This window comes from uncultured Kordia sp. (genome assembly GCF_947489565.1).
In the GTDB taxonomy this organism is placed as follows: domain Bacteria; phylum Bacteroidota; class Bacteroidia; order Flavobacteriales; family Flavobacteriaceae; genus Kordia.
The window spans coordinates 183,166-209,704 of the sequence record NZ_CANLEA010000014.1 but is presented as its reverse complement, the minus strand read 5'-3'; the positions used below and the strand labels follow the sequence as shown (position 1 = coordinate 209,704).

The following is a 26,539-nucleotide window of genomic DNA, read 5'->3' as shown; positions in this document are numbered from 1 at the left end:
TGAATTTGTAAAACAAATTAGTATCGAGATCTACTATGAATTAGCTTTTTTTGAGATGTCATTGCGAGGAAGTATGACGAAACAATCTGTTTCAATAAAATTCTGGCAATGACATTTTGTTAGACCGCTTTGCTTTTAGACCGCTTACGCTGTTAGATATTAGATTGCTTCGCTTTTAGATTTTTTATTTTGAATACTGAATACTGAATACTGAATACTGAATGTTGAATCTTGAATTTTAAATTAATTCACTAAATATTTTCAAAACGTCTGATCGAGTGAATTTGTAAAACAAATTAGTATCGAGATCTACTATGAATTCGCTATTTTTCTAAGCATGTACTATTTGCTGCGGTTTTTTATGAAGCGCTAAGTTGGATAAAGTTAAAAGTCCTCCAACAACTAAAATGGCGCCTCCGATAAACGGAAATCCTGCACCAACCAAATCGGCCATATGAGACGAAAATAAAAAAGGAAGACAGAATAACATTCCAAAGATTCCAGCTGCTATGGAAGCATAAGCTCCGTATTTAGTGAGTTTTTTCATAGTGTATATTGTTTTTTGTGGAGCAGTTGTATGTGCTAATTCGGTTCTCAATTGACTTAAATTACGATGTGCATGAGTTTCAATAGTCCATTTTGAAATTTTTATAGTAGCGCTTCCTTTTTTAAAATCAGAATAAAAAATCATCCATAATTCAGGAAGTAAAAAGGCGCCAAAAATGAAAATAGCGAAAGAAGGAATGGAATAATTACCATTTCCAATCATAAAGGCTTGCATTCGAATTTCATCTTCGGCAGTCATTTTATAATCCAACAGAACATGTTTTAAGTCGTGACTTTCATATTTGGGAACCAATGTCAACTCATGTGCATCCAGGCAAGTAGCAATTTCTTTGCCTAAAGTTCCGTCTTCAAATTTCCTTAACGTATCAACTTTTTGATGATATGTATCCATAGCGCTGAAATACTCAATAGTAGTCACGGAAACGTCAAAAGATATTTTTATAATGCGTCTTGAAATTTTTTGTAGAATATTCATTAGTGTATGATTTTTTAAATATGTAAAAACGACTCGATGAAAGTTTATTATAAAACTTGAACATTTATTTGTGTAAAACGGAAATTGGATGTCAATTAGTATATCTTTTGAAAGGTATTAAATATTAATTGTAATTTGGATGATGGTTATACGAACCAATCATTCAACGATTAGACATTCAACATGAAAAACCTACACAAACTTTATATAGTATTCCTTGGAATCCTTGTGATTTCTTGCGGACAGAAAGAAACTAAAAAAGAAGCTTATACATTAAAAGATGGTTCTTGGCGCGTAACTTTGACGGTTCAAGATGCGAAAGAACTACCATTTATCTTCACAACAACCGCAAAAGGAATTGAAATTCACAATGCAGAAGAGCAAATTCCAATAAGAGATATTACCATCAAAGAGGATTCTATCACCATAAAAATGGACGTTTACGAAGGTGTCTTAAAAGGAAAGTTTACAGATGCAAATACAATTCATGGACAATTTGAAAAAGTCTCGTTGGATAGATATGTTCCGTTTACGGCAACTTTTGGAGAAACCAAGCGCTTTCCGAATGCAAAAGGCGAAGCAAAAGCTACAATTTCAGGAAATTGGGAAACAGTGTTCAGTCCAGAAGTAGCAGCCGATCGTTATATTGCCAAAGGAATCTTCCAGCAAAACGGAAATACAGTTACAGGAACGTTTAGAACTACGACAGGCGATTATCGTTATTTGGAAGGAACACTGAATGGTGATCAATTGCAATTATCTACGTTTGATGGCGCACATGCATTTTTATTTACAGCCAAAGTCACTGATAGTACTATGATTGGCGAGTTTCAATCTGGAAATCATTGGAAAGAACCTTTTACGGCAAAACGAAATGAAACTTATGAATTGCCAGACGCGAAAAGCTTAACATACATCAAAGAAGGCTATGATGAATTCAACTTTTCATTTCCAGACAGCAGCGGAAACATGATTTCTCTCACAGATGAAAATATGCAAGGAAAAGTTCGCATTATACAAATTATGGGAACTTGGTGTCCAAACTGTTTGGATGAATCTACCTATTATTCAACCTATGCAAAACAACATCCAGATGTACAATTTATTGCCTTAGCTTTTGAATATGCAAAGACAAAAGAAAAAGCATTTAATAACATCAAAAAACTACAAAAACGATTGCAAATTCCGTATCCAATTTTGTTGGCACAATTTGGAACTTCTAACAAGCAAAAAGCACAAGAAAAATTGCCAATGTTGAATCATGTTCTATCATATCCGACGACAATTTTTATAGATAAAAAAGGAAAAGTCCGACGCATTCATACAGGTTTTAATGGGCCTGCTACAGGAGACAAATATGTAGACTTTGTAAAAGACTTTGAAAACTTCGTTTCTGAATTAAAAAACGAATAAAAAGTACGGTTTAAGTAGTTGATTAGTAAGGTATAAACGTAAAAATGCGTTTTATAAAAAAAACCAACAATTTCTTAACATTAAATTGTGAGTATAATTTTTGAAACTACCTATTTTTAGCATGTAGAAAGTGAAATTATGAAGCAGATATTTTTGCAAAAAATAGCGAATAATAATACTATATATTATCAAATAAAATGATAACTCAAAACGTCTTACTTCCTTAGGGAACTAAGGCGTTTTTTCTTTGATAATTATGATAATTTATTTGTTGTAACGTAAAAATGTGCTGCACATAGTTTCCAATTAATAAACTCAACCTAAAATACAGTACATGAAAAAACTTTTACTCTGGCTATTTTTAGCCGTTAGTATCACTGCGTATGCACAAGTTCCATCGTATTACAGTGATGTCAATTTGTCTCAAACAGGAAATAATTTAAAGGATGAACTTGCCACTAAAATTATTGCTACGCATACGAACTTTTTATCCTATACGCCTGGTGTTTGGAATGCTTTACAACAATCGGATTTAAATCCAAGTAATAGCAATGAGGTAATTTTAATTTACGGTCATAATGACAATGATGGAAATGTAAAAACCGACAGAACTCGTGGAAAATTTGACAATGGAGGAAGCGTTGGCGATTGGAACAGAGAACATGTTTTTGCAAAATCATTAGCAAATCCAGATCTTGGAACTTCGGGACCAGGAGCAGATGCGCATAATTTACGTCCCTGTGATTTTCAACAAAACTCTACACGTAATAACCGTAAATTTGGTACAGGAACTGGTGCGGCTGGATTCATCAACTCAAATGGAGATTGGTATCCTGGAGATGAATGGAAAGGTGATGTAGCACGTATTATTATGTTTATGTATGTTCGTTACGGAAACCAATGTTTGCCTGTAAATGTTGGATCAGGAACTTCTATCAGCATTGATAATAACATGATTGATTTATTTTTACAGTGGAATGCAGAAGATCCAGTATCTACTTTTGAAGCTAATCGTAATGATGTTTTAGCGGGAATTCAAGGAAATAGAAACCCTTTTATTGATAATCCTGCATTTGCAACTCAAATTTGGGGCGGACCACAAGCTGAAGATAAGTTTGGAAATGGTGGCGGAAATCCTGATCCAGGTGATGGTGGCGGAAACCCAGGAAATGGAAGTACAGACGAATTATTTTTCTCAGAATATATTGAAGGTTCTTCTAATAATAAAGCTTTAGAAATTGCTAATTTCACAGGAAGTAACGTGAATTTATCAAGCTATTCTCTTAAAAAACAAACAAATGGCGCAGGAAGTTGGTCATCTGCATATGCATTATCAGGAACATTAAGTAATGGTGATGTATTTGTAATAGCGAATAGTTCTGCAAATTCTGCTATTACAAATCAAGCTGATATAACTACTGGAAGCGGAATTGTAACCTTTAACGGAAACGATCCTGTAGGATTATTCAAAAACAACGTTTTAATTGACGTTATTGGAAACTACAATGGCGGAAGTTCAAACTTTGCACAAAATGTAACCTTACGAAGAAAATCAAGCATCACAAGTCCAAACACAAGCTACACAGAAGCGGAGTGGGAAGAATTTTCAACAGATACAAGCAACAACTTAGGTTCACATACTATAGATGGCGGTGGAAACACTGGCGGAACACCAGCTGGATCTACTGTTTTACACGAAGGTTTCTTTGAATCTGGAATGGACGGTTGGATTGATGGCGGCGGCGATTGCTACCGTTACTCAGGAAGTCGATCGTATGAAGGAAGCTATTCAATTCGTATTCGAGACAATTCAGGTACAGCATCTTCAATGACATTAAATGATGTGAATGTTTCTGCATATGATGAAGTAGAAGTAGAGTTCTATTTCTATTCGTATAGTATGGAATCTGGAGAAGATTTTTGGTTGCGTTACAACGATGGTTCAGGATGGCAAACAGTACGTGCGTATGCTAGAGGAACTGATTTTGAGAACAACAACTTCTATTCTTCAAAAGTAACATTAAGCAAAGCAAACTATAACTTTGTCAATGATGCTAGCTTTAGATTCCAATGCGATGCTTCTGCAAATGCCGATCAAATTTATATTGATCAAGTAACCATTACAGGAATTGTAAACGGTTCTTCAAGAGCTACCGAACAAGCAAGAAAATCAGATATCACTTTACTATCAGCAGCTCCTGAAGAAGATGACTTGTTGATTGAAGAAGACTTTACAGTATATCCAAACCCAACAATCAATGAATTGCAAGTACGTATTTTTGCAAATGAAAACGCTTCGTACCAAATTCATTCGATGTTAGGACAAGTTGTAAAAGTAGGAACATTGAGCAATAAAACACTTAATGTAAGCGACTTAAAAGCCGGAATGTACATTTTACAAATCAATGATGGTGATGAAATCTTAACAAAGAAATTTGTAAAGAAATAAAATAACCATTCATAAAATACTTAAAAGCCTTTCCATTGTGAAAGGCTTTTTTGATGAAAAATAGTTGATTATAAGAATGTTAAAAGCAATAAAAGGTTTTGTTTTTAGTTCATATTCATATAGCTTTCATCATCAATCAAAAACAAAATACGATGTATATACGAACCAAGTGTCTACTTTTTATACTGCTTATTTCTTTTGTAGGATATGCACAAAACGACTTAAAATATCTAAAACAAAAACCACCATCAATAACGCCAGAAGTATTTGCGCCCGATTTAATTTCTAAAAAAACAGAATACGAATTTGGTTCTGTATTTAACAAAGCTGCGACAGCATTTTACTATGGAGTTGATGTTGGAGGAAATACAGAAATTCGATATACGGAACTTGTAAAAAATAAATGGACGAAACCAAAAACGATCTTATCAAATAAAAAATTTGGCTTCAACGATCCGTTTTTATCTCCAGATGAAAAGCGATTGTATTTTATCTCGCAGCGTTCACTAGATGGGAAAAGTGCTAAAAATGATCACGATATTTGGTATGTAGAAAAAATAGGAGGAAAGTGGTCTGAACCGATCAATGCAGGTTCAAATATCAACACAAAAAATGATGAATACTATATTTCATTTACAGAAAATGGAACGATGTATTTTTCGTCAAACAAAAGAAATTCAGCGAACAGAGGGCAAAGTTTTGATATTTATTCTTCAAAATACATAGACGGAAAGTTTCAAAAAGCTGTCGTATTGAGTGAAGCCATCAACACAAAATATTATGAAGCCGATGTCTTTATTGATCCAAAAGAAAAATATATCATTTTTTGTGCAAATCGTCCAGAAGGATTGGGAAGAGGCGACTTGTACATTAGTTTTAAAAATGCTGATGGAACTTGGACAAAATCGAAGAACATGGGAGACAAAATAAACACAAAAGGTCATGAGTTGTGTCCATTTGTTTCTGCCGATGGTAAGTATTTCTTCTACACCAGCAATCAGGATATTTATTGGGTAAGCACTGAAATCATTGAGGAATTGAGAAAATAAAGTCGGATGCTCGATTTTACTGAATATTCTTAATAACTTTAGGAAATACTTTAAAACCATCAAAGCCATGAGAAAATCAGTGACTCTTTTATTTCTGTTAGCATTTGTGCTAAACACATACAGTCAAACTGAACCAGCTCTTACATATACGTACAACAAAGAAAACGTAGTGGCAAGTGCTATTGATGGTACTTGGAAAAATGAAGAGAAAAACTTTCAGATTGCTTTTCAAAAAGATGTGTCTGCGTTAAGTTTAATACCCGAAATGTTTCTTGAAGAATTGTCAAAATATCCAATATATCATGCAGGTTTTCTGACTTATCCTGAAAAAGAAAAAGAGATGAAGGTTCCTTTTTTGTTGACTACGATTCACGGAAATCCTCATGTTATATTTTTTAGGGGAAAAGGTGAAGATCCGTATGGAGATTCAGAGTCTTTTAATCTTTTTATAGCCAAAGGAAAAACCAAAGAAACAGACAGGTTATTTATTGGAGGCGACTTCAATAATCAAGAATTTCGTGAACTAGTTCGAATTGACTAACACTGAATGTATGCGAATTAAATATTACTATATTTTAATTTTGATGTGTGTCGTTTCATGCGTTTCACAGCATAAATTTGTAAACGCTTCCGCAGAAAAATTTGTAAACGAAATTATGTTTACGGACGATATTGTTTCAATTTATAAAAGATATTCATTTGTTGAAGAAATAAATCAGCCTAATTACACGAACTATAAAAATCTTGAAAAAAACGGATATGTAAAACTGAAATTGATTGATACATCTCGCAACAATAAAACCTACAAAATAGAATTATTAGCAAAGTCTGATATTTTTATAAAAGGAACTACTCGATCTAATAATGACGAGATTGAATCGGTGATTTTAAAAACAGTAGCTCACGGCGCTATAGAAATTAAAGATGTCATTCCGATTGATGATTATTATAAAATAAACTATAAAATCATTAATCCGAAACGAACACCATTTCACGAAGATTATTATATCAAGTCACAAAAACCATTGGAAAGCTACGAAGGTTCATGCTATGTGAAATATTTGAATGATCGTTGGCAAGTACATACAGATACAATGTTTTATGATTTCACTAAATACGGTAAAAAGTAACAACTCATTACAATGAAAAGCAGGATACTAAATAATAGAATCATTTTTATCATTATCATGAGTTTGTCATTTGCTAAGTTGAGCGCACAAGATTTAAAACAACACCAATGGGAACATAGAATTCTCATTGTAAAAACGACCTATCCCGAATCCAAACAGTTTCAAGCGCAACTTACTCACATAAAGAATGCAGCGAGTGAAATGATAGCACGTAAATTTGTGGTATACACAATCATTCAAGAAGATTTTACATTTATAAATTATAAAGATGTAACGTTGAATAATGTTGGAAAACTTCATGGAAAACTTTCAAAAGTCGTAAATGATAAAAAGGAATTCGAAGTTATCCTCATAGGTTTGGATGGCGGCGTGAAGCTACAACAAACCAACGTTTTGACTACAACTAAACTCTTCAATAAAGTAGATTCCATGCCAATGCGAAGAAGTGAAATGCGGAAAAAACAGAAAAAATAGTGTCAGTTCGAACGCAGTCTAGAACATAAATAAAACCTATATTTCAATTGAATCTCGATAGCTACACTAAGTGTTTTCAATAAAAACTATTTCTATTTCAATAATGCTCGATTTGAGAATTAGATATTTTTCCATCAACCCAAAAACGAAGAGACCCAATACCCAATACCCAATACCCAATACCCAATACCCAATACCAAAACTAATAACTTTTCAACGTGAATCCAAAAGTCAAAAACTGATCTTCTTGCTTTTGATCGGCAATGACAACACTTTCAAACGTATGTAAATAATTCACTTTAAAATTTAAAAACTTCCAAATAGGCAATTCGACACCAATATCTGCGCGCCAGCGAAAATTATTGCCATATCGCAATGAAGGTTGAAAATAACTTTCATGACTTAGAATGATTTTATCTTTAAATAGATGATACTTTCCGTTGATCCAAAGTGTTCCGCGTAGTGTATTTATCGTGCCGCTTCCATCAAATTCATCATAATTAAAATCGGTCATAGAAAAGCTAGTATACTCGTATTCGCTCGTAAGCGAAACTTTTAACCAATGTTTTTTATGTGTTAGAATTTGATACGTAACACCGCCACCAACAAGGTAGCGCAAATCGATTTCTCTACGGAAATTGGTACTCACAAAGGCAAGTGCTAAAGGATAAAATTTTCGTTCAGGATTCAGATATAAAAAATTAAGACTCAGAATATCTTCATCAGCCTTTTCCTTTCCAAACTCTTGGTATACATAGGAGTTTTTCGTTTTAAAAGCCCACTTTCTAAATGGTGTAAACGCTACTTCCGATTTTGCTCTAAAAATAAACGTATCTACATTTCCAGCCTGCCAAAAACCAGTTAATGATAAATCGGCTTTCAGTTTAAGTGAATCACTTTCATTAATTTGTGCTTTTAGGAATACGGGGAAAAGTAACAAACAATACACGATCTTTTTCATATCAATCTCGCTCTAAAATTTAGATCTCAAAAACGGTCGAAAGATACTAACATTTTCTTGGATAGGATGTTATCTTACAAATGTTAATTAACATATTTCGTTACAAGATTAACAAACCTATAACAAGTCTGCACAGTTTGAAATTTTACCTTACAGAAACCTAATTAACACCTAAAATTATGAAAACAAAAACTACCTTTATAGGGAGTCTCTCCCTTTTTGTATGCTTACTTTTTGCTACAACCACTTTTGCCCAACTCAATATACCACGCGGAAGTCAAAAAGCAACCATTTCTCAAACGGTTGGAATCTCTGAAGTTTCCGTAACGTACTCAAGACCAAGTGTCCGCGGACGCGAAATTTGGGGAAAACTTGTTCCTTACGGATTGAATAACCTCGGATTTGGAACTTCGAAAGCTGCACCTTGGCGTGCTGGAGCCAATGAAAATACAACCATTACGTTTAGTGAAGATGCTACTGTAGAAGGCAAAGCGATCAAAGCAGGAACGTATGGATTACACATGATTGTTAGAGACAATGGAAATGTAACCGTCATTTTTTCAAGTAATAGCACTTCATGGGGAAGTTATTTTTACAAGCCATCAGAAGATGTGTTGCAAGTAGATGTGACTTCTAAAGAAATTCCACATGTAGAATTATTAACGTATAATTTTGTGAGTGTAGATGCGAATTCTGCAACCTTAGCTTTGCAATGGGGAAAGAAGGAAATTCCTTTTAAAGTGGGCTTTGATGTGACAAATATCGTATTGGCTGACATTCGAAACAAAATGCAAGATCAACCAGGATTCCAACGTCAAACTTGGGAACAAGCAGCTGGATATGCCTTAAACAATGGAGGCGATTTAAACGAAGCTTTAACTTGGATAAATAATGCCATTGCAGGACAGTTTTACAGCAAGCAAACCTTTAACAATACACAAATCAAAGCAGCTATCTTAATGAAATTAGACAAAAAAACGGAAGCTTTAGCATCTATGGACGAAGTTTTACCAACGGCTACCGTTTTTGAAATTCACCAATATGGACGTCAATTGTTAGGACAAGGAATGCAAGACAAAGCGATGGAAGTTTTTAAATACAACGCTAAGAAAAACAAAGGAACTTGGCCAGTACATTACGGAATGGCAAGAGCATATTCTGCCAAAGGCGATCATAAATCTGCGGCAAAACACTTAAAGAAAGCTTTAGCAAATGCTCCAAACGAAGCTAGTAAAGGCAGAGTGCAAGCAAATTTAGATAAAGCGAACAAAGGAGAAAGCATCAACTAAGATATATTAAAAATTGCTATGTGAATGAAAAACCAATCACCGTCATTCATCACATAAAAAAAGCGCCAATTCATTCGAAAGGCGCTTTTTGTTTTTTTGTAATTAATAAACTAAGAATCGTCATTGTAAAACAAAGATGAAGTCATCTATTTAAAACAAGTCTAACAATCTAAAAGCCCAGCATGTCTAACATTCTAAGAGTGTTTACACTGAACGAAGTGAAGTGAAACAAGTCCAATTTACACATGCTGATCCATTAAAATGACATTCCCATCAGGATCTTTAATTACAAAATTTGCAGGTCCCGAAGTACTTTCATCGGCTTCTGATGAAAATTCGAAGTTTTTACTTTTCAATTCTTTTTGAATATCTCTAATATCTGTAAATGATTCCAAAGGCTGTGCATCTTGAGACCAACCCGGATTGAAGGTTAAAATATTATCTTCAAACATTCCTTGAAAAAGCCCAATGACAACTTGTTCATTTTTCATAATCAACCAATTCTGATTGATATCTCCATGAAAGGTTGAAAAACCTAAATTCTCATAAAAAGCTTTGGAAGCGTGAATGTCTTTTACAGCAAGACTTACTGAAAATGCACCTAATTTCATATTGTTGTGGTTTTTTAAGTTGATTATTTTTTAAGACAGTATTAAAAGTACAATTTTTTGTTTAGTTAGAATACACGAATTGGAAACTCGCGCTAACACGAGAAAATGTATTAAAAAAGATCTAACAGCAAAGCGATCTAATATCTAACGCCAGGCACGAGTTCGAAACTCGCGTTAGCGCTAACTAATATAATTCCAAATATTCTTATGTTTTACCAATTGGGCAAAGGTATAACGAACGGCTTTGTGTTCTGGTAACATCAAATTCGGATCGGCTTTTAAGACTTGTAAAGCAAAATAACGTGCCGTTTTGAGAATATCATTATCTTTTACAATGTCTGCAATTTTGAGGTTTAACACACCACTTTGTTGCGTTCCCATGATATTTCCAGGGCCGCGTAATTTTAGATCGACTTCAGCAATTTCAAATCCGTCGCTGGTTTGTACCATGGTTTCCAAACGTGTTTTTCCATCGGCACTTAACTTATGACTTGTCATGAGAATACAAAAACTCTGTTCTGCACCACGACCCACACGACCACGCAACTGATGCAATTGTGAAAGTCCAAAACGTTCTGCACTTTCAATAATCATCACAGAAGCATTGGGCACATTGACACCAACTTCAATCACCGTAGTTGCTACCATAATTTGAGTTTCGCCTTTGATAAAACGATTCATTTCAAAATCTTTATCTGCAGGTTTCATTTTACCATGAACAATCGAAATTTGATAATCGGGCATTGGAAATTCTCGCGCTACACTTTCGTAGCCATCCATTAAATCTTTATAATCTAACTGCTCTGACTCTTGAATGAGCGGATATACAATATAAATCTGTCTTCCTTTGGTAATTTCATCACGAATAAACTTAAATACCTTTAAACGATTGCTATCGTAACGATGCACGGTTTTAATAGCTTTTCTGCCAGGAGGCAATTCATCAATCACAGAAACATCCAAATCGCCATACAAGCTCATAGCTAGCGTTCTTGGAATTGGTGTAGCTGTCATCACCAAAATATGTGGCGGAACGGTATTTTTTCTCCATAATTTGGCACGTTGGGCAACTCCGAAGCGATGTTGCTCATCAATAATTGCCAAACCAAGGTTTTTGAATTGTACTTTATCTTCCAACACAGCATGCGTTCCAATCAGAATATGCAAAGAACCATCTTCTAGCATTTCGTGAATCACACGTCTGTCCTTTGTCTTTACAGAACCTGTTAAAAGTTTTACGTTTAACCCTAAAGGTTCAATCAATTCCACAATACCGTTGTAATGCTGAATGGCTAAAATCTCCGTAGGCGCCATAATGCAGGCCTGAAAATCGTTATCAATCGCTAATAACATAGACATCAATGCCACAATGGTTTTTCCAGAACCAACATCACCTTGTAACAAACGATTCATTTGTGCATTGCTACCTAAATCGTTCCGAATTTCCTTAATCACACGTTTTTGTGCGTTGGTCAGTTCAAACGGTAGATGATTCTTATAAAACTCATTAAATTTTTCTCCCACTTGATCAAACGGAAATCCTTTAATCTTACTTTTATGAATGAGGTTTTTAGTGATGAGTTGTATTTGAATATAAAAAAGCTCTTCAAACTTTAAGCGATATTGCGCTTTAGCCAGTAATTCTTGATTTTTAGGAAAGTGAATATTGAATAAAGCTTCACTTTTAGAAATCAGTTTGAGTTCATTTAAAATAGTAGGAGGCAAGGTTTCATAAAACTGCGTGCGCGATTCTATGAAGAGTTGTTGCATCAACTTATTGACAACTCTGTTGGTAATGCCTTTATTGTTTAACTTCTCTGTAGATGGATATACAGGTTGCATTGCAGTTCGCAAGCTTTGTTCGTGTTCTTTCAACAGTTCCATTTCTGGATGCGGCATGGAAAACGTTCCGTTAAACCAATTGGTTTTGCCAAAAATGACATACGGTGTATTCAGCTTTAAGCTGTCTTTAATCCACTTGTGACCGCGAAACCATATAAGTTCCATTTCGCCTGTGTCGTCTACAAATTTAGCTACCAAACGTTTCCCACGTTTTTGCTGTACCATTTTAATATGTACAATTTTCCCAACAACTTGCACTTCCGAAGAATTCCGTTGCAGTTCGTTGATTTTAAAATAACGTGTTTTATCGATATATCGATTTGGAAACAGGTTGATGAAGTCTTGATATGTATGAATTCCTAGTTCCTTACGCAGTAAATCGGCGCGGTTTGGACCAACGCCTTTTAGGTAATCGATAGGAGTTTGTAATACATTCGGATTCATTGATTCAAAAGTAAGGGATTTTGCTGTAAAAATTAAATGATTGAAGTATTGAAATTAGTGCTTTTTCTTCTTTCCTTGCTAGCAACACGTACTTATACGTATACCTCAGACAATCCTAACAGTTTTACAAATGCAAGTAATTTCTACCTTAAAAATAGTCGTGTTTCTTATGACATTTGTAATGTAATCAAATAACAAAACAATTGAGTAGCTACCATAAACTTGATTACAAAGGCGGAATCCGAAAAGCCATTTTTAAATAGAGTAGGAGTTTAAAATTAAATATTATGTCAACAGAAATCATCAGAGGTACTATGGGAAGTACTGTAAACTTAAATTCACCAATTGTTAAATTCTCATTAATGACAGATTTAGAAACGAATAAAGTTAATGGAACTGTACAAGTTACTTTAGGAAATCCAGGCGATAAACCATACAGCGGAAACGTAACAGGAACATTATATCCTACAGGTTTTGGAAAATTTGATAAAGTAATTTCTATCCATGGATACTTGCCATCAAACAATCCAATTACTCCAATTGAGTTTGGTTTCAATGCAAATATGGCTCTAGAATCAGACGGACAAGGAGTTGGAGGTTTTAATTTTAAAGGTGGACACTATGAAGAACTTCCTATTACTTACAAAAGTATGGAACTATAAGTTACCAATCTTAGGTATCGAAAAACCAATATCACTGCTTATGAATGAAGTCTTGATATTGGTTTTTGAATTGAATTTATTTTTTGTCTGGAATTTTTCCAAACCAAACTACCGCATAATTCTTATAAATACCTATGCCAATCGCTTTCCAAGGATCTTTCCATATTCCTTCATTAATCACTACTTTATTATGTGATTTGCTTTTTTTCCAGCCTTGGAGCGCTCTTTCTGCTTTTACCATGTATTTTTTGTCGGTGGAACCATGTGCAATTTCAAAACCATGTCCTTGGTAGGAAGTCAATTCACGCGGTTTGTACCACATACAAGCTGCTTTTTTATGATCGCGCGTATAGCAACACGGTGTCCAATCTCCTTTATCGGACCAACTATGCATATTGCAGGTACTAAAATTGTTAGGTGTATTGTTATGTAGATCTTTTACATGTGTTTGTGCGACAAACGTTAATGATTTTGATAATGGAATGGAAGGTAAGTTTTTTTCCTTTCGGTATTCCATAATCAAATCGTATAGTTTTTGCTCTTCTTTGGTTAATTTTTGTGCAGATACACCAAATGTAAAGCAGCAAATACATAGTATTGAAAAGATGTTTCTCATAAGTACTGTGATTTATGTATACAGAAGAAAAACAAACAGTATACCAGAATTGAGTTTATTTATGATTTCACTTCTTAAAAAGATTTGCCACAAACAATACCACAGAAGCTCCAATAGCACCTTTTATGATATCTGCAAGAATGCTATTAATATTATTGAATAAATTGATATCCAATTCTTTAAATAGCCAACCTGCAACGGCGCCACCAATAATACCTAAAAAGATATTAAGTATAATTCCGAATCCGCCACCTTTCATCAATTTTCCAGCAAGCCAACCTGCAATGCCTCCAACCAATAAAGAATATAATAAGCTCATAGTGTATATATTTTAGTTGTTTTAAAGATAGAGAATTAACTTGTGATGCGCAATGGAAAACGCTACTGTATTTGGAATTGTTTATAGAAATTTACGATATACAATGTGAAGGTTGGTATATATAAATTAAGGATTTGTATTGGTCATATGGTTTTCCATAAACCAACTTCCGTTGTGGAGTTTCCATTGTGTCAAATACGTGCCGGAGAATTCCACGCCGCTGTTATTTCCTTTCCAAATACCTCTTTCCACAGCAATAGAATCTGAAATTACTACAAAAGTAGATTTGTCCATCACCATGCGAAAACCACTTTCATACACATCTTGTACATATTCAATAATTTCTGCTCTACCGACTAATTCTCTATGATTGGTAGGCATAAAATGTGCATTTTCTAAATATAATGTGGCAACAGAATCAAATTGTCCAGAATTAAAATAGCGCATATTTAAGGTACTTGCTTCTGTTATATCAGAGCGTTTTACATTAGAATCATCATACGTTCTTTTAGGACTCCTCATTACCATAAACATTGCAATCAAAGATAAAAGTATGGGCAGAAAAATAAGAGTGAATTTTTTCATGGAATTTGTTTTAAAGTTCAACAGTTTTCCAGCATGATTCTCCGTTGTAGCATTCGTTTCAACACTAGCAGTTGTGGCACTTTCGAAATCTATTTCAAGTGCTTCAAAAATTAGCTTTATTGTAGAAGTTCTTGGTGTTACTTCACCAGCTTCAATGCGTTGTAATGTGCGTACATTAAGATTGCATTTTTCGACAAGTTGCTCTTGTGTAAAGCCTTTTACCTTTCGAAATTCTGCAATTTTTTTTCCTAATGCTGGTTGTGGAATCATTTTTTGAAAACTTTGATGCAATGTTATTGCGAAACTCTAAAACTCTCCACGAATTATCATGGATTTATACCCGACATTTACCCGTATTTTGTACGGCATGTCTTGTTATGACTCGAATGTACGGCTTTTACAATGAATTTATGTAATTATAGATCCTTAAATTTTAAGTGTAGAATTTTAAGGTTTTTTTAATGTAGTTTCTAAAACAGTTTTTCCGTGAGTTATCCTCATAAAAATAACACGACGATTGGATATGTACAATTCAACAAAAGTTTATTAATGTATTACAACTAATTTTTCCTACGTAGTTATTCGCTACTAATAATAGAATAAATGAGTTTCTGACATATTTTAGCACGGATATTTGTATAATTATTATTTGAGTATTTTTTTAACTCAAAAATACTTAGATAAAGCGTAAGTATATGCTTATATTACTGCTGATAATCAACTAATTAATTTGAATTTAAAAGAAAACTTATGAGTAAATCTGTTATTGTAGTAGTACGGCATGCTTGCGATGGTGGCACAAAACCAGCAAATGAAAAAGTAACACTTAATGGTAATATTAACATCAAAAATCATGGTGAACATACGATTGTCGATGGACAAAAAATTACAATTCCAGTAAATTGGCTTGGTGATCTTGGTTTGAGACAGGCAGCCGCTTTAGGCCCTGCATTGAATTCATTTCTTGAAGATACAAGCAAAGATTATTGTCCAGTAAGTAGAATTATTACAGAAGATACGGGAAGTAATAATGATGATGGAACACCAAATCCATTAAAAACAATTAGTTACTACGCAAATAGTACAAATGCACAACAAGCTGTCAGTTTTGATATTTACCAAGGAGGCGATATTCCTGATCCTAATATGTTTTCGATAGATTCTTTATTGAGAGATGGAATTGGTTCATATTCTACAGTAGTTTGTTGGGAAATTAAAGGAATGTGGCGCCAAGGACATGGAACTCCATATTGTAAAAAATCAATTTTAGGTTTGTTAGGACATTGCGGATCCAAAGGTGGTAAAGTTGCTAATTATGAACAGATGAAAACTCATCAGCCATTCAAAGGACAAATAGTGTATGTTTTTGAATGTAATGAAGATAAATCGTTGACGTTAAAAATGTATAATTTTGATGTGAATCAACCTGTAGGTAGTCAATTTACTGAAATTAAATCTGATTCACCTTGGCCAACAAATCTCTGTCAAGATTGTGAAAAACACGATGTTTCTCAATGTAAAAAACATGCAGAAACAGCCTAACTTTTACGATTTGTAATAATCAGTCTGTTTTATGATCTCTATACAAAAAAGCGAACCGAAGTTCGCTTTTTAGGTTTCAATATGATTTAGCAAATAGGAAATATCGTTGTTGCTAATGGTCCTACAGGATCGTTTGGTCCAACACATTCTTCATTCGTTGGACACCATTCTACAGTTGGAGCCGTTACAGCGCCACTTCCGCCACCGCAATTATTATTGGTAGCCAAACAACAATCTGTAACGATATCAGATGGTCTGTTAGTGCAATTTGCTGCGCTAGTTCCAGTGCCACATACATTGATATGCGTAGGCGTGGTATTTCCGCCTTTAATGTGATTTTCTAAGTTGGTAATATACCTTTTGTTCAGCTGTAATGGCTTAAAAACCTTTTTTTTCATGAGTTATGATTTTAATGTTTATAATCATCACGAAAATAAAAAATCAAAGCAGCAGAAATGTATGGGAAAGCCGTAATTAAAATATATGGAAGCAGTTTTTAACAGAAGCAATGTAGCTTGTTCAGTAATTGCTATTCCTATTATTAATCAACAATTAGACGTTGTATGTTAGCAAAAGGTTCATAAGCTTCCATGTATTCTAAACTATCAAAAGCAATAGCAGATTTTCCTTTTTCGATTTCTGTATTCACAATATTTTCTATCAATTTTGCACCTAATAAACCAATGGCATAATAATCAAATAGAATAACATCATGCTTAAGAAAGTTGGCTTTTATAATTAAGGCTCTTTTTTTAATATGATCTAAATAATTGAATCGATCCTCAAAATTCACTTCTATTTCTTCAATAGCTTGGATCGCTTTATATTTGTTTAGTTTCATCACTTTTAATAAATAGCGCTCAACAGTTAATGGATAGAACTTTTCTATGAAACTATCGGGACTAAAATTTTTTGCCCAAGGTAAATGGTCTTTGTTTTGAAAATGATTGATAATTTTCAGTTTTAAATCTATAGGAACGTCTTTTTTTATCAAATTAGGAACATATAAACGTACAAGTTTCCCTTTTGTAAGCACAATTTCAGGAATTTGAATTCCTTCTATTTTAAAAGGTTTTGAGTAAAAAGTGATTTCCGACATTTATATTTTTTAAGTTTCATCTAATAGCTAAGGATGTCTAATAATCTAAAAACCTACACTCAATTAAACCAAACGGCGTAACCTTTTCTACGCAATTCTAACGCAAGAATTCGTTCCATTTGTTCAGCTTGATGTCGTGTTGGTAATGGATCAATATGATTGTACAAACTCGGACGTAAATAGGAACCGTATTTTTGAACAATATTGGAAGAGAGTTTATGTCCTTTTTTGTTTCTATAACCCGTTTTGTGCTGCATAAAACGTTCTTTTGGTGTCTTACTTGTCATGCCTACATACAAACATTCCAACACACCATTAAATTGCGGATTCGCCAAACGGAACTTCGTATTTTCTGTAAATACTTTTTTAGAAAGTTCCACTACATATACACGGTATTCTATTCTTGCCATTTTTTTTGGTATTAGGTTTTGGATCTTTGGTCTTGAATGTTTTCGATCAAAGTAAAAGTTTACATCTAAAAGTAAAGCGCGTCTAAGTCAGTCTAAAAGCCAAAGGCGCATCTAAGTAGGTCGAAATGCTACCTATAATTTCATAGATAAAATCGCCAAACATATTTTAATTCCTTGTGTAATGTTTCCTATGCGAATGTTCTCGTTCGGATTGTGCTGATTGTTATCCATATTCACCATCGGAACAATAATTGCCGGAATGTCTAATACTTGTATCGCAGGTGTAATAGGAACAGTTCCGCCCATAGTACGAATCATGATAGGATCGTTTCCAAATTGATTTGAAATCGTGGTACGTAATTTTGTGCCAATAAACGAATTGATATCCGTTCTAAATGCATTAACACCAGCATTTGTGGTTACTGTTGCGATTTTAGCATATTTCAAACGTTCGGCATCTGTAGGTTCGCGATCTAACACCAAATATCCTTGCGCTGCAATGTGTTTTTTGACTTTAGCCAATTGCACTTTTCCATCAGTTTCCTTCACCAAACGCACGTCTAAATATGCCGTTACAATTTCTGGAATGATGGTTTTTAACCCTGGACCTTTCCAAGAAGTTTCTATATGACGCACATTTAACGAGGGATATTGCAAGGCTTCTTGATACGTTTTTCCAACATTATCTGCTTGATGAATTCCTAAGTTTGCTTGAATTGTACGATTGTCATCGGGAACTTGTGCTAATAGTTTCTGTGTTTCAGCATCTAAGTTAATTCCGTCATAAAAGCCATCAATAATAACTTTTCCAGTATCATCTTTCATACTTGCCAACAAGTGTGACATGTGAAATACTGGATTTGGAGCATAGTTTCCAAAATGTCCACTATGTTGCGGTAATTTTGCGCCGTAAATACTAATGTTGCAGGTTGCAATACCACGGCAACCAAAAGTAAGTGTTGGTTTATTTGTAGGATGTGCAGGACCATCCATAATAATCATATAATCGGCCGCGTATTTATTTTTATATTTTTTTAGTGTGCTAAGAAAACCTCTAGAACGCGTTTCTTCTTGTAAATCGAGAATGATTTTTACATTGTATTGCAATGCTTGTTGTTGCTTTTTTAAAAAATCCAATGCAGACAACATCATAATAATTGGAGCTTTATCATCTGCCGCAGCACGGCCAAAAACACGCCAATCAGGATCAATTTTTCCATCAATATGTGACCAATCTATAATTTCCCAATCGCCATCAGCATTTTGTGTTTTTAACACAGGTTGAAACGGATCTTTTTGTTGCCATTTCTCGGGATTCACTGCCTGACCATCTAAATGCAAATAGAATAAAATCGTTTTTGCTGTTGGATTCACTTGTCTTTCAGCAAAAAAGACAGGCAATGTTGAGGTTTCCAAGATAGAAACAGTAAAGTCCAACTTCTCAAATGCGTTTGTAACCCAATCCACATTTTTCATCATATTCGGTTCATCGGAAGCTACATTGGGAATGCTGACCAATTCGCGGTGTTTTTTAAGAATTTTTGGTAATTCTTGCTGAATTTTAGCATCCCAATTAGTTTGTGCAACGAGAATGTTTGCAAATAAGCAGAGTAGGAGACTGTGTAAAATTTGGTGTTGTTTCTTCATTATACAACGCTTTTTTGGGTATAAATATATGTTTATAAATATCGGTATTTTACAATTTCCCATTCGTACATGATTCCGAACTCAGAAAGTGATTTTGCTTTTTTATCAAACTTAATAACGGTTGTTTTCTCTTTTGTGCCTTCTTTCCCATTTTCATAGGCTTCTTCTTCATTCGAAATGTTTCCTTTGGTAATGATGATTTCATTTTTAGTAAAGTCAAATGCACAACTTTCAGTATCTCCTGAAGCAGCATGAACACTGTTGCTTTGCGACAATATGATCATAAATAGACCTTTCTGAAGTTCAAAAACATAAGAAATGTCAGAACGCGTATATTGTTGTGAAATAGTCAATTGATTGGCAGCAATGGAGAGATCAGGTTCAATCATCGCAGACATTCCACCTTCATCTGATCTTGGAATAAATACATTATTTTGCGTATGTACTTTGAAAGTGTCATTTTCAGATAAAAACACCAATAAAATGCGTGCTTTACTGACTGAAGTTGGACAATCAGCACATCGAATTTCTATAAAGTCTTCTTTGGATTCTATGACAATGGCAACATCATCTTTGCCATCTTTATTTAGATCGCCAGTCGCTTTTTCTAGTACATGCCAGTTTTCATTTTTTTCAATGATAGCGAGTGTTTTTCCTGTAAAATCAGGATATTCTGTAGGTTTCTCCTCTTGTGCAAAAATCATCAATGTATGGAAGAATACGGCGAATAAAAGGATGTATTTTTTCATGATAAAGTAAAGTAGTTTTTAGTATGTGCTACTTTCTCCACCAAGATACTAATTATAAATAAAAATCCTTCGCAATTTTCCAATCGTGCATTTGCTTAAATTCAGAGAGCGATTTAGGTTTCACTTTAAATTTAACAACCTTTATTTTTTCCTCATTAGAAGAAACTGGACTTGTTTTTCTGGTCACAATACCTTTTGTAAAATCGTATTTGTCAGATGCTACTATGTCATTAGAAGACTGTATGACTAAGGCGCGAACAATATTCAGTTTATTGTTTTGGAGTTTGAATTTGTATGAATAAAAAGCATGAGAATATTGTTGACAGATGATGAATTCATTATTTTCAATCACAAGGATTGGAGCTATATCTAATTCTTTGCTGCCTTCATCTGCTCTAGGCATAAATTCATTATTTTGAGCATGTACAATTTGTTTTCCATTTTTATATAAAAAAACCAACACAATTCTTGCTCTGCTTTTACTGATTTCGCAATCATCACATCTTTTTTCATTGACAATATCTTTAGATTCTAGAACGATTGCGATGTCTTTTCTTGCATCATCATTGAGATAACCCGGAACTTGATCTAAGATACTCCAATCTTTATTTTTTTGAATAGCAGCAAAGTCTTTTCCAACAAAATTAGGATAGTGAATCGGTTCATTTTGAGAATAACTATAGGTTGTAAAGCATACTAATAGTAAGATGTGTAGTTGTTTTTTCATGATTCGTGTTTTAGTAATAAAAACTAAAAGTAATCGGTTTACAACTCTAAAAATCCAGTAAAATAGTATTCGTGTAGTTTATAGAAGTAACTGTCGTTTATGCTTTAGTATTTGTAAATTCTCACACTAAAAGCACATCAACCCAACACCAAAGACCCAAAACCCAAGACCCAAAACCCAAAACCTACAACACATACTTCTCAAAAATATCGTCCAATTCCTGTTGCGGATCATCACACAAACCAGCATGTGTAGGCGAGCATAAAATCATGGTACTTTTGGAAGCGGCTAACCATCTAAAGCGATCAGAACGTTCAAACATTCCAATTTTTCCACCGTGTGGCGCACCTTTACAGATATTTTCCCATGCATGGAGATATGTATTTAATTCATCACGCGTGATTTCACATGAAAATGCAGCTAGTTTTTTAGCATCGACATGATATTTTAAGGCTAGAAACTTCTTTCGTTTCGAAAAAACAATAACACCAATATTGAAGAATTCTTCACGCTCCACTTTGGGCATGAATCGTATGATAGCATATTCGAAGGTCACTTTATCTTGCATCTTCCGCTTCTTTTATGAGTGAATCAATCATGGCTAATTTAGCTTTTAAATACCTTGTGTAGGCTTGTCGCATTTCGTCAGCTGATAAATCATCCGATTCATGTTGCAGCCAATCTTCTGGAATAGTATGAACGATTTTAGCAATTTTTTCATCCGTAAGGGAAGATTGAAATAATTCAGCAACTTCCTTCAATTTGGTAGCTTGTGGCAATAATACATGATCTTTTATCAATGGAAACGTACGTGTCAAATGATTTTCCCAAGTTGCCCAATTGTGATGAAAATAGAAACTCGCACCATTATCAATAACCCAAAGTTCATTATTCCAATGGAGTAAATTGGTGTTTTTTACGGTTCTGTCAATATTACTAATGATACTATCTAACAATACCACTTTTGACGCCGTAATAGCATCTACCGTAGTAACCAAAGGATCAAAGGTAATAGCACTTGATAAAAAGTGAAGTCCTAAGTTGAGTCCGACACTAAATTTGAGCAAATCCTGAATTTCTTCATCGGGTTCTGTTTTACTAAACGAATCGTCCAAATTCATAAAGACCAATTCAGGAATCTTTAATCCGATAGCGCGTGCCAATTCGCCACCAATCAATTCGGAAATCAGTGCTTTCTTTCCTTGTCCGGCGCCTCTAAACTTTAGCACATACAAAAAATCATCGTCAGCTTTTACAATTGCTGGAAGCGATCCGCCTTCGCGTAAAGGTTTAATGTACTGAACCACATTTACGGTTCTAATATCAAGTGTATTCATTGCAGCGAAGATATAGAAAGTTCTGCATTCATAACAAATACATAGCAACAGTTTTATCGTAGGTATATTGTAAATTCAGCTGCATTTACAATTCTATCGGTTTGTAGAATTCTAACTCTAATATTAGTAAAAATATATACATCTCCTTTTTTTGCCCCTTTTTTTAATAGTAATGAGTCAAAAGAAGAACCGCGAAGTTTTATGTCGCGTCTCTTTCCATCAGATGAAATTTTTAGCACATCACAACTTTCAACAGTTAATGCACAGTCTACGGAGAAATTTTCTAGAATTGGATATGCTGTTCGCATGGAGGAGAATTCTTCCAACGTCATATTGTTTAGATCTCCATCGCCATTAGTTAGTACAGTAATTTTAGGACTTGGAAATGGAATTACTCTAAAATTAAGTTCTTTTACCACATTTTTTCTTTCAAGCTTAACAGTTGTTTTATATTCGGAATCGATCAATACGGTAAGAACAGATTTTTTTATCTCCAGAATTTCGCCATTAGAAATAGATACTTGGTATTTCTCTAAATCAATATCTTTAAAGTAAATCGTATTGGGAACATCATGATATAACAAATTATGCATATTTGTAGTTCCAGTTATCTGCTGCGCATTCAAAGAATTTACGATCATGAAAAGCACAAATACTGGAGAGAAAAATTTCATTTGAAAAGGAAGTTTAGTTGTTAGCAATAAAAAGTATAACCATTTTGGGACTAGAATATTGTTTTCAACTTATTGTAATTATTTATCTTTGACCATTATGAAGAAAATTCTTGGTTTTTTATTATTGATAATTGGCGGGTTTATAACCATTGCACTATTTTCAAAAATACCGTCAACCATTGAAAAATTAAAAGACACTTCTAAGATAGAAGCTGAAGATCCTAATAGTTATATTATAGGTGTTATTATTGCAGGCGTATTACTTTTAATTATTGCAATGGCAGCACTTTATTTTGGATTTCAAATGTTGAAAAGAGTCAAACAGAAAGCCGCTATTGAAAAAGCAGCAAAAGCAGCAGCAGCGAAACAAATGATTAATTCGTCTGAGAAAGACTCATAAGTTTCACCAAAAGCATATTTTAAAAAGCTTTCAAATACGATTCTCTTTTAGACTTTTACGATTCTTCTTTTAAGAATTCCAAAGCATTTGTAAAATAATCTTTCAAACTGTCAAATGGTTCTTCTCCAGGATACCATGAAGAAAATTTCCAATAACGCCAATTCTTAGACGCTTCACTTGGAGGAATCAGTAAAAACTGTTGTTCTTCCTCAAAACCAGCAATTAAGATGCTTTGTGCTAATACATCTGCTAAATCTTCGTTTCCAGTTTCTCTCCAAATTTTTATAAGTTCAGCATCCATGTTTTTTAAATAATCAATAGATTCTACAGTATAAAAAGTAGGTTCAATATCGCTAAAGGCATGAAAACCATTGGCAATAGATAAAAACTCTTTATAATCGTCAGGAAATGTAACTTGTAATCGTGCTTCTGCTTGTTCAATACTATTGGAATCAGCAGGAGGATTTCCAAACCATTTGGATTGTAACTGTTCTTTAGGATAGTGAAATTCATCCAATCGGATCATTTCTAAAGAAATAGCTTCTAAAATTGATTTCATGTAGTTGGTTATAATTTTCAAGATACTAAACTAAAAAATAAATCTAACAAGTATCACAAGTCTAAATAAATTTGATATTTCTAACAATCTAACAAGTCTAACAAGTCTAACAAGTCTAACAATCTACTTAAGAAATGTTAACTTTAAGAAAAGCTACGACAAAAAATAAATAATCTGTTTATTTTTATAGCCTAAAATCATATTCGTGCCAAGAAATTACTCACCAAGCCATATTCTTTTCCTTTTCTTTTTTTGTTTTACCGCGACTGTATCGGCGCAATACCTTGTAGAAGGAACTGTGATTGATGCATCGACTAATATTCCATTGTCAAATGTTACTGTGGTAGATTTTGAAACCAAAACGGAAGTTAAAACAACTGCGAAAGGTAAATTTTCACTTGAAATAAAGTCAGCCTTAGATGTAACTTTAGTGATTTCTTTGGAAGGTTACGAGACTCAAACTGTTAAAACAGCTTCAGGAAACAATACAACCATTGCTTTATTTCCTACCACAAATGCTTTAGATGAAGTTGTTGTGAATGGAATTACGATTCAACAAAAACTACAGCAAACTACAGAAGCAATCACAATTGTTCCACAAAGCGAAATCAACAGCGAAAATACAGTACAATTAGCGCCTATTTTAAACAGAGTTCCAGGTGTATTTATGCAAAGTGGATCGTTGAATACGAACAGAATCACCATTAGAGGAATTGGCGCGCGAAGTCCGTTTTCTACCGCAAATATTAGAGCGTATTATGCTGATATTCCACTAACCGATGGAAATGGAGAATCTGCCATTGAAGATTTGGAATTAGCTGCGATTTCAAGAATGGAAATCCACAAAGGACCTTCATCGAGTAGTTACGGTGTTGGTTTAGGCGGAACGATTTTACTATATCCTGAATATGCGAAGTTTAATGAAACCAATGCCAATTTGTTTACAACTGTAGGAAGTTATGGATTGTTCAGAACAGTTGCCAAAGTATCGCACGGAGGAAAAAAAGCCAATGTCAACGTGATTTATAGCAATACACATTCTGATGGCTATCGCGACAACAATTCCTTAGACAAAGCAACGGCGACAATTACTTCCAATTGGTTGGTAGATGATAAGAACGAATTGACATTTATTGGAAATTATACAAGTCTCAAAGCGTTTATTCCAAGTTCATTGAATAGAGAAGATTATGAAAATTCGCCAAGAAACGCTGCGACTTTCTGGAAAAATGCACGCGGATTTGAAGATTTTAAGAAAACATTATTGGGCGTAAATTGGAGTCACAACTTTAATGAAACTTACACACAAAAAACAAGTGTATTTACCAGTTTCAATAACAATTACGAACCACGACCTTTCAATATATTAGAAGAAGAAGCCACTACTTTTGGTGTTCGCACACGTTTGTTGGCAACCAAAAACTTTGAAAACAGTTCTTTAAAATGGTCTGTTGGAGGCGAATTGTTCTTTAATAATTACAATGCAAAACAATTTGACAATCTGTATCAAGATTTTCCTGATGGAACAGGAAGTGTTGCAGGTGATATTTTATCAAACATTGATGAAAACAGAAATTACTTCAATGTATTTGCAGAAGCGATCTATCAATGGAAAAAGCTTACACTAAGTGCTGGATTGCACCTCAATCAAACAAAATATACAGTGCAAGATCAGTTGAATGTTTCCAGTAATGAAGAAGACTTTACCTTTGATGCTATTGTATCTCCAAAATTTGGAATCAACTATGAAGTTTCAAATAATTTCAATCTATTTGGAAGCGCTGCGCATGGTTTTTCGACACCAACAACCGAAGAAACTTTATTGCCAGATGGTGTATTTAATCCAGCGATAAAAGCAGAACGTGGCTGGAATTTTGAAATTGGTTCCCGATTCCACACAACAAATAGAAAATTATCAGGTTCTGTTTCAATCTATACGATGGCTGTGAGTGATTTGTTGGTCAATAGAAGAACAGAAACAGATCAGAATATCACACTAAACGCAGGAAAAACAACGCATAACGGAATAGAAGCGGCATTGCGTTACGAGGTATATAAAAACAATACATTTTCAATCAATTCGTATGCAAATGCCAGCATCAATGATTTTAGTTTTAAAGAATTTACGGAAACCAATGCAAACTTTTCTGGGAATGACCTCACGGGAGTTCCAAAATCTGTTGTAAATTTAGGAATTGAAGCAGCAAGCAACACAGGATTCTATGGACGACTCGATTTTCAAGCGGTTGGAGAAATGCCTGCGAATGATGAAAACACTGTGTACAGCGATGCTTTTGAGCTTTTGAATGGAAAAATTGGCTATTATAATACCATTGGAAGCCGATTTAGTTATGATATCTCCATAGGAGCAAACAATATATTTGACACAGCATATACGTCACAATTACAAGTCAATGCGTTTGGAAACGATACCAATGCGCGTTATTTTTATCCTGGACTTCCGTTTAATATGTACGGCGGAGTTCAATTAAACTATAAACTCTAAAAA

General features: G+C 34.1%; 28 protein-coding genes. 11 read left to right on the top strand and 17 right to left on the bottom strand.

The window, feature by feature from the left end:
• Positions 1–331: 331 nt before the first annotated feature.
• Positions 332–1,042: a hypothetical protein gene (locus tag Q0845_RS19145; protein ID WP_298516652.1), complete on the bottom strand. Its 711-nt coding sequence runs from the start codon at positions 1,040–1,042 to the stop codon at positions 332–334.
• Positions 1,043–1,225: 183 nt separating this feature from the next.
• Here Q0845_RS19145 and Q0845_RS19140 point away from each other — a divergent pair, with 183 nt between their 5' ends.
• The 6 genes from Q0845_RS19140 to Q0845_RS19115 all read left to right on the top strand — a co-directional run bounded on the left by Q0845_RS19140 (position 1,226) and on the right by Q0845_RS19115 (position 7,557).
• Positions 1,226–2,455: a TlpA disulfide reductase family protein gene (locus Q0845_RS19140; RefSeq protein ID WP_298516650.1), complete on the top strand. Its 1,230-nt coding sequence runs from the start codon at positions 1,226–1,228 to the stop codon at positions 2,453–2,455.
• A gap of 334 nt (positions 2,456–2,789) precedes the next feature.
• Positions 2,790–4,904, top strand: coding sequence for an endonuclease (locus tag Q0845_RS19135; protein WP_298516648.1), 2,115 nt, complete (start codon positions 2,790–2,792; stop codon positions 4,902–4,904).
• Between the two features lie 152 nt (positions 4,905–5,056).
• The gene (locus tag Q0845_RS19130) at positions 5,057–5,953 is read left to right on the top strand and encodes a hypothetical protein (protein ID WP_298516646.1); all 897 of its coding nucleotides are present in this window, start codon (positions 5,057–5,059) and stop codon (positions 5,951–5,953) included.
• Between the two features lie 67 nt (positions 5,954–6,020).
• Positions 6,021–6,494, top strand: coding sequence for a hypothetical protein (locus Q0845_RS19125; protein ID WP_298516644.1), 474 nt, complete (start codon positions 6,021–6,023; stop codon positions 6,492–6,494).
• Positions 6,495–6,504: 10 nt separating this feature from the next.
• The gene (locus Q0845_RS19120; RefSeq protein ID WP_298516642.1) at positions 6,505–7,083 is read left to right on the top strand and encodes a hypothetical protein; all 579 of its coding nucleotides are present in this window, start codon (positions 6,505–6,507) and stop codon (positions 7,081–7,083) included.
• Positions 7,084–7,095: 12 nt separating this feature from the next.
• On the top strand, positions 7,096–7,557 hold the full coding sequence (locus tag Q0845_RS19115; protein ID WP_298516640.1) for a DUF4174 domain-containing protein: 462 nt from the start codon (positions 7,096–7,098) through the stop codon (positions 7,555–7,557).
• Between the two features lie 202 nt (positions 7,558–7,759).
• Here Q0845_RS19115 and Q0845_RS19110 read toward each other — a convergent pair whose 3' ends face one another.
• Positions 7,760–8,518 (bottom strand): DUF481 domain-containing protein, encoded by a 759-nt coding sequence (locus Q0845_RS19110; protein ID WP_298516638.1) that lies wholly within the window; start codon positions 8,516–8,518, stop codon positions 7,760–7,762.
• A gap of 179 nt (positions 8,519–8,697) precedes the next feature.
• On the opposite strand from Q0845_RS19110, the gene Q0845_RS19105 reads away from it, so the two are divergent.
• Positions 8,698–9,807, top strand: coding sequence for a DUF2911 domain-containing protein (locus tag Q0845_RS19105; RefSeq protein ID WP_298516636.1), 1,110 nt, complete (start codon positions 8,698–8,700; stop codon positions 9,805–9,807).
• A gap of 239 nt (positions 9,808–10,046) precedes the next feature.
• Here Q0845_RS19105 and Q0845_RS19100 read toward each other — a convergent pair whose 3' ends face one another.
• Complete coding sequence (locus Q0845_RS19100) at positions 10,047–10,418, bottom strand: VOC family protein (protein ID WP_298516634.1); 372 nt, start codon at positions 10,416–10,418, stop codon at positions 10,047–10,049.
• Positions 10,419–10,598: 180 nt separating this feature from the next.
• Positions 10,599–12,704 carry an ATP-dependent DNA helicase RecG gene (gene recG / locus Q0845_RS19095; protein ID WP_298516632.1) on the bottom strand — a complete coding sequence of 702 codons (2,106 nt, stop codon included), beginning with the start codon at positions 12,702–12,704 and terminating at the stop codon, positions 10,599–10,601.
• 287 nt (positions 12,705–12,991) lie between these two features.
• Between recG and Q0845_RS19090 the strand changes: the two genes are divergently transcribed.
• Positions 12,992–13,366 (top strand): DUF1842 domain-containing protein, encoded by a 375-nt coding sequence (locus Q0845_RS19090; RefSeq protein ID WP_298516630.1) that lies wholly within the window; start codon positions 12,992–12,994, stop codon positions 13,364–13,366.
• A gap of 76 nt (positions 13,367–13,442) precedes the next feature.
• Here Q0845_RS19090 and Q0845_RS19085 read toward each other — a convergent pair whose 3' ends face one another.
• From Q0845_RS19085 to Q0845_RS19075, 3 genes are all read right to left on the bottom strand, one after another.
• Entirely contained in the window at positions 13,443–13,982 is a 540-nt protein-coding gene (locus tag Q0845_RS19085; protein ID WP_298516628.1) for a CAP domain-containing protein, read from the bottom strand.
• Positions 13,983–14,049: 67 nt separating this feature from the next.
• Complete coding sequence (locus Q0845_RS19080; protein WP_298516626.1) at positions 14,050–14,301, bottom strand: GlsB/YeaQ/YmgE family stress response membrane protein; 252 nt, start codon at positions 14,299–14,301, stop codon at positions 14,050–14,052.
• Positions 14,302–14,427: 126 nt separating this feature from the next.
• Positions 14,428–15,156: a helix-turn-helix domain-containing protein gene (locus tag Q0845_RS19075; protein ID WP_298516624.1), complete on the bottom strand. Its 729-nt coding sequence runs from the start codon at positions 15,154–15,156 to the stop codon at positions 14,428–14,430.
• A gap of 480 nt (positions 15,157–15,636) precedes the next feature.
• Between Q0845_RS19075 and Q0845_RS19070 the strand changes: the two genes are divergently transcribed.
• Positions 15,637–16,428, top strand: coding sequence for a hypothetical protein (locus Q0845_RS19070; RefSeq protein WP_298516621.1), 792 nt, complete (start codon positions 15,637–15,639; stop codon positions 16,426–16,428).
• A gap of 86 nt (positions 16,429–16,514) precedes the next feature.
• On the opposite strand, the gene Q0845_RS19065 is transcribed toward Q0845_RS19070, so the two are convergent.
• The 9 genes from Q0845_RS19065 to Q0845_RS19025 all read right to left on the bottom strand — a co-directional run bounded on the left by Q0845_RS19065 (position 16,515) and on the right by Q0845_RS19025 (position 23,071).
• A complete protein-coding gene (locus tag Q0845_RS19065; RefSeq protein ID WP_298516619.1) occupies positions 16,515–16,826 on the bottom strand; it encodes a hypothetical protein in 312 nt (103 codons plus the stop codon).
• Between the two features lie 143 nt (positions 16,827–16,969).
• On the bottom strand, positions 16,970–17,527 hold the full coding sequence (locus Q0845_RS19060; protein WP_298516617.1) for a hypothetical protein: 558 nt from the start codon (positions 17,525–17,527) through the stop codon (positions 16,970–16,972).
• Between the two features lie 59 nt (positions 17,528–17,586).
• Complete coding sequence (locus tag Q0845_RS19055) at positions 17,587–17,937, bottom strand: ribose-5-phosphate isomerase (RefSeq protein WP_298516615.1); 351 nt, start codon at positions 17,935–17,937, stop codon at positions 17,587–17,589.
• Positions 17,938–18,069: 132 nt separating this feature from the next.
• Positions 18,070–19,584, bottom strand: a complete 1,515-nt coding sequence (locus tag Q0845_RS19050; protein ID WP_298516613.1) for a M20/M25/M40 family metallo-hydrolase — start codon at positions 19,582–19,584, stop codon at positions 18,070–18,072.
• 32 nt (positions 19,585–19,616) lie between these two features.
• Positions 19,617–20,333: a hypothetical protein gene (locus Q0845_RS19045; RefSeq protein WP_298516611.1), complete on the bottom strand. Its 717-nt coding sequence runs from the start codon at positions 20,331–20,333 to the stop codon at positions 19,617–19,619.
• Positions 20,334–20,385: 52 nt separating this feature from the next.
• Positions 20,386–21,060, bottom strand: a complete 675-nt coding sequence (locus Q0845_RS19040; protein WP_298516609.1) for a hypothetical protein — start codon at positions 21,058–21,060, stop codon at positions 20,386–20,388.
• Between the two features lie 184 nt (positions 21,061–21,244).
• Entirely contained in the window at positions 21,245–21,628 is a 384-nt protein-coding gene (locus tag Q0845_RS19035) for a DUF3037 domain-containing protein (RefSeq protein ID WP_298516607.1), read from the bottom strand.
• Positions 21,618–22,397 (bottom strand): HipA family kinase, encoded by a 780-nt coding sequence (locus tag Q0845_RS19030; protein WP_298516605.1) that lies wholly within the window; start codon positions 22,395–22,397, stop codon positions 21,618–21,620. The genes Q0845_RS19035 and Q0845_RS19030 overlap by 11 nt, the downstream gene beginning before the upstream one ends.
• A 53-nt stretch (positions 22,398–22,450) precedes the next feature.
• Complete coding sequence (locus tag Q0845_RS19025; RefSeq protein WP_298516603.1) at positions 22,451–23,071, bottom strand: GldM family protein; 621 nt, start codon at positions 23,069–23,071, stop codon at positions 22,451–22,453.
• A 97-nt stretch (positions 23,072–23,168) separates the two neighbouring features.
• On the opposite strand from Q0845_RS19025, the gene Q0845_RS19020 reads away from it, so the two are divergent.
• Positions 23,169–23,471 carry a hypothetical protein gene (locus Q0845_RS19020; RefSeq protein WP_298516601.1) on the top strand — a complete coding sequence of 101 codons (303 nt, stop codon included), beginning with the start codon at positions 23,169–23,171 and terminating at the stop codon, positions 23,469–23,471.
• Between the two features lie 55 nt (positions 23,472–23,526).
• Here the strand turns inward: Q0845_RS19020 and Q0845_RS19015 are convergent, their stop codons facing one another.
• Complete coding sequence (locus tag Q0845_RS19015; protein ID WP_298516599.1) at positions 23,527–24,030, bottom strand: SMI1/KNR4 family protein; 504 nt, start codon at positions 24,028–24,030, stop codon at positions 23,527–23,529.
• A gap of 205 nt (positions 24,031–24,235) precedes the next feature.
• Here Q0845_RS19015 and Q0845_RS19010 point away from each other — a divergent pair, with 205 nt between their 5' ends.
• A complete protein-coding gene (locus Q0845_RS19010; protein WP_298516597.1) occupies positions 24,236–26,536 on the top strand; it encodes a TonB-dependent receptor in 2,301 nt (766 codons plus the stop codon).
• Positions 26,537–26,539: the final 3 nt, after the last annotated feature.

Coding starts and splice junctions, on each gene's coding strand:
- Q0845_RS19145 (WP_298516652.1), bottom strand. CDS start 1,042: ATGAATATTCTACAAAAAATTTCAAGACGCATTATAAAAATATCTTTT.
- Q0845_RS19060 (WP_298516617.1), bottom strand. CDS start 17,527: ATGTCGGAAATCACTTTTTACTCAAAACCTTTTAAAATAGAAGGAATT.
- Q0845_RS19025 (WP_298516603.1), bottom strand. CDS start 23,071: ATGAAATTTTTCTCTCCAGTATTTGTGCTTTTCATGATCGTAAATTCT.
- Q0845_RS19130 (WP_298516646.1), top strand. CDS start 5,057: ATGTATATACGAACCAAGTGTCTACTTTTTATACTGCTTATTTCTTTT.
- Q0845_RS19120 (WP_298516642.1), top strand. CDS start 6,505: ATGCGAATTAAATATTACTATATTTTAATTTTGATGTGTGTCGTTTCA.
- Q0845_RS19070 (WP_298516621.1), top strand. CDS start 15,637: ATGAGTAAATCTGTTATTGTAGTAGTACGGCATGCTTGCGATGGTGGC.
- Q0845_RS19050 (WP_298516613.1), bottom strand. CDS start 19,584: ATGAAGAAACAACACCAAATTTTACACAGTCTCCTACTCTGCTTATTT.
- Q0845_RS19020 (WP_298516601.1), top strand. CDS start 23,169: ATGAAGAAAATTCTTGGTTTTTTATTATTGATAATTGGCGGGTTTATA.
- Q0845_RS19080 (WP_298516626.1), bottom strand. CDS start 14,301: ATGAGCTTATTATATTCTTTATTGGTTGGAGGCATTGCAGGTTGGCTT.
- Q0845_RS19055 (WP_298516615.1), bottom strand. CDS start 17,937: ATGGCAAGAATAGAATACCGTGTATATGTAGTGGAACTTTCTAAAAAA.
- Q0845_RS19030 (WP_298516605.1), bottom strand. CDS start 22,397: ATGAATACACTTGATATTAGAACCGTAAATGTGGTTCAGTACATTAAA.
- Q0845_RS19100 (WP_298516634.1), bottom strand. CDS start 10,418: ATGAAATTAGGTGCATTTTCAGTAAGTCTTGCTGTAAAAGACATTCAC.
- recG (WP_298516632.1), bottom strand. CDS start 12,704: ATGAATCCGAATGTATTACAAACTCCTATCGATTACCTAAAAGGCGTT.
- Q0845_RS19105 (WP_298516636.1), top strand. CDS start 8,698: ATGAAAACAAAAACTACCTTTATAGGGAGTCTCTCCCTTTTTGTATGC.
- Q0845_RS19115 (WP_298516640.1), top strand. CDS start 7,096: ATGAAAAGCAGGATACTAAATAATAGAATCATTTTTATCATTATCATG.
- Q0845_RS19035 (WP_298516607.1), bottom strand. CDS start 21,628: ATGCAAGATAAAGTGACCTTCGAATATGCTATCATACGATTCATGCCC.
- Q0845_RS19085 (WP_298516628.1), bottom strand. CDS start 13,982: ATGAGAAACATCTTTTCAATACTATGTATTTGCTGCTTTACATTTGGT.
- Q0845_RS19045 (WP_298516611.1), bottom strand. CDS start 20,333: ATGAAAAAATACATCCTTTTATTCGCCGTATTCTTCCATACATTGATG.
- Q0845_RS19110 (WP_298516638.1), bottom strand. CDS start 8,518: ATGAAAAAGATCGTGTATTGTTTGTTACTTTTCCCCGTATTCCTAAAA.
- Q0845_RS19090 (WP_298516630.1), top strand. CDS start 12,992: ATGTCAACAGAAATCATCAGAGGTACTATGGGAAGTACTGTAAACTTA.
- Q0845_RS19015 (WP_298516599.1), bottom strand. CDS start 24,030: ATGAAATCAATTTTAGAAGCTATTTCTTTAGAAATGATCCGATTGGAT.
- Q0845_RS19135 (WP_298516648.1), top strand. CDS start 2,790: ATGAAAAAACTTTTACTCTGGCTATTTTTAGCCGTTAGTATCACTGCG.
- Q0845_RS19065 (WP_298516619.1), bottom strand. CDS start 16,826: ATGAAAAAAAAGGTTTTTAAGCCATTACAGCTGAACAAAAGGTATATT.
- Q0845_RS19075 (WP_298516624.1), bottom strand. CDS start 15,156: ATGATTCCACAACCAGCATTAGGAAAAAAAATTGCAGAATTTCGAAAG.
- Q0845_RS19125 (WP_298516644.1), top strand. CDS start 6,021: ATGAGAAAATCAGTGACTCTTTTATTTCTGTTAGCATTTGTGCTAAAC.
- Q0845_RS19040 (WP_298516609.1), bottom strand. CDS start 21,060: ATGAAAAAACAACTACACATCTTACTATTAGTATGCTTTACAACCTAT.
- Q0845_RS19140 (WP_298516650.1), top strand. CDS start 1,226: ATGAAAAACCTACACAAACTTTATATAGTATTCCTTGGAATCCTTGTG.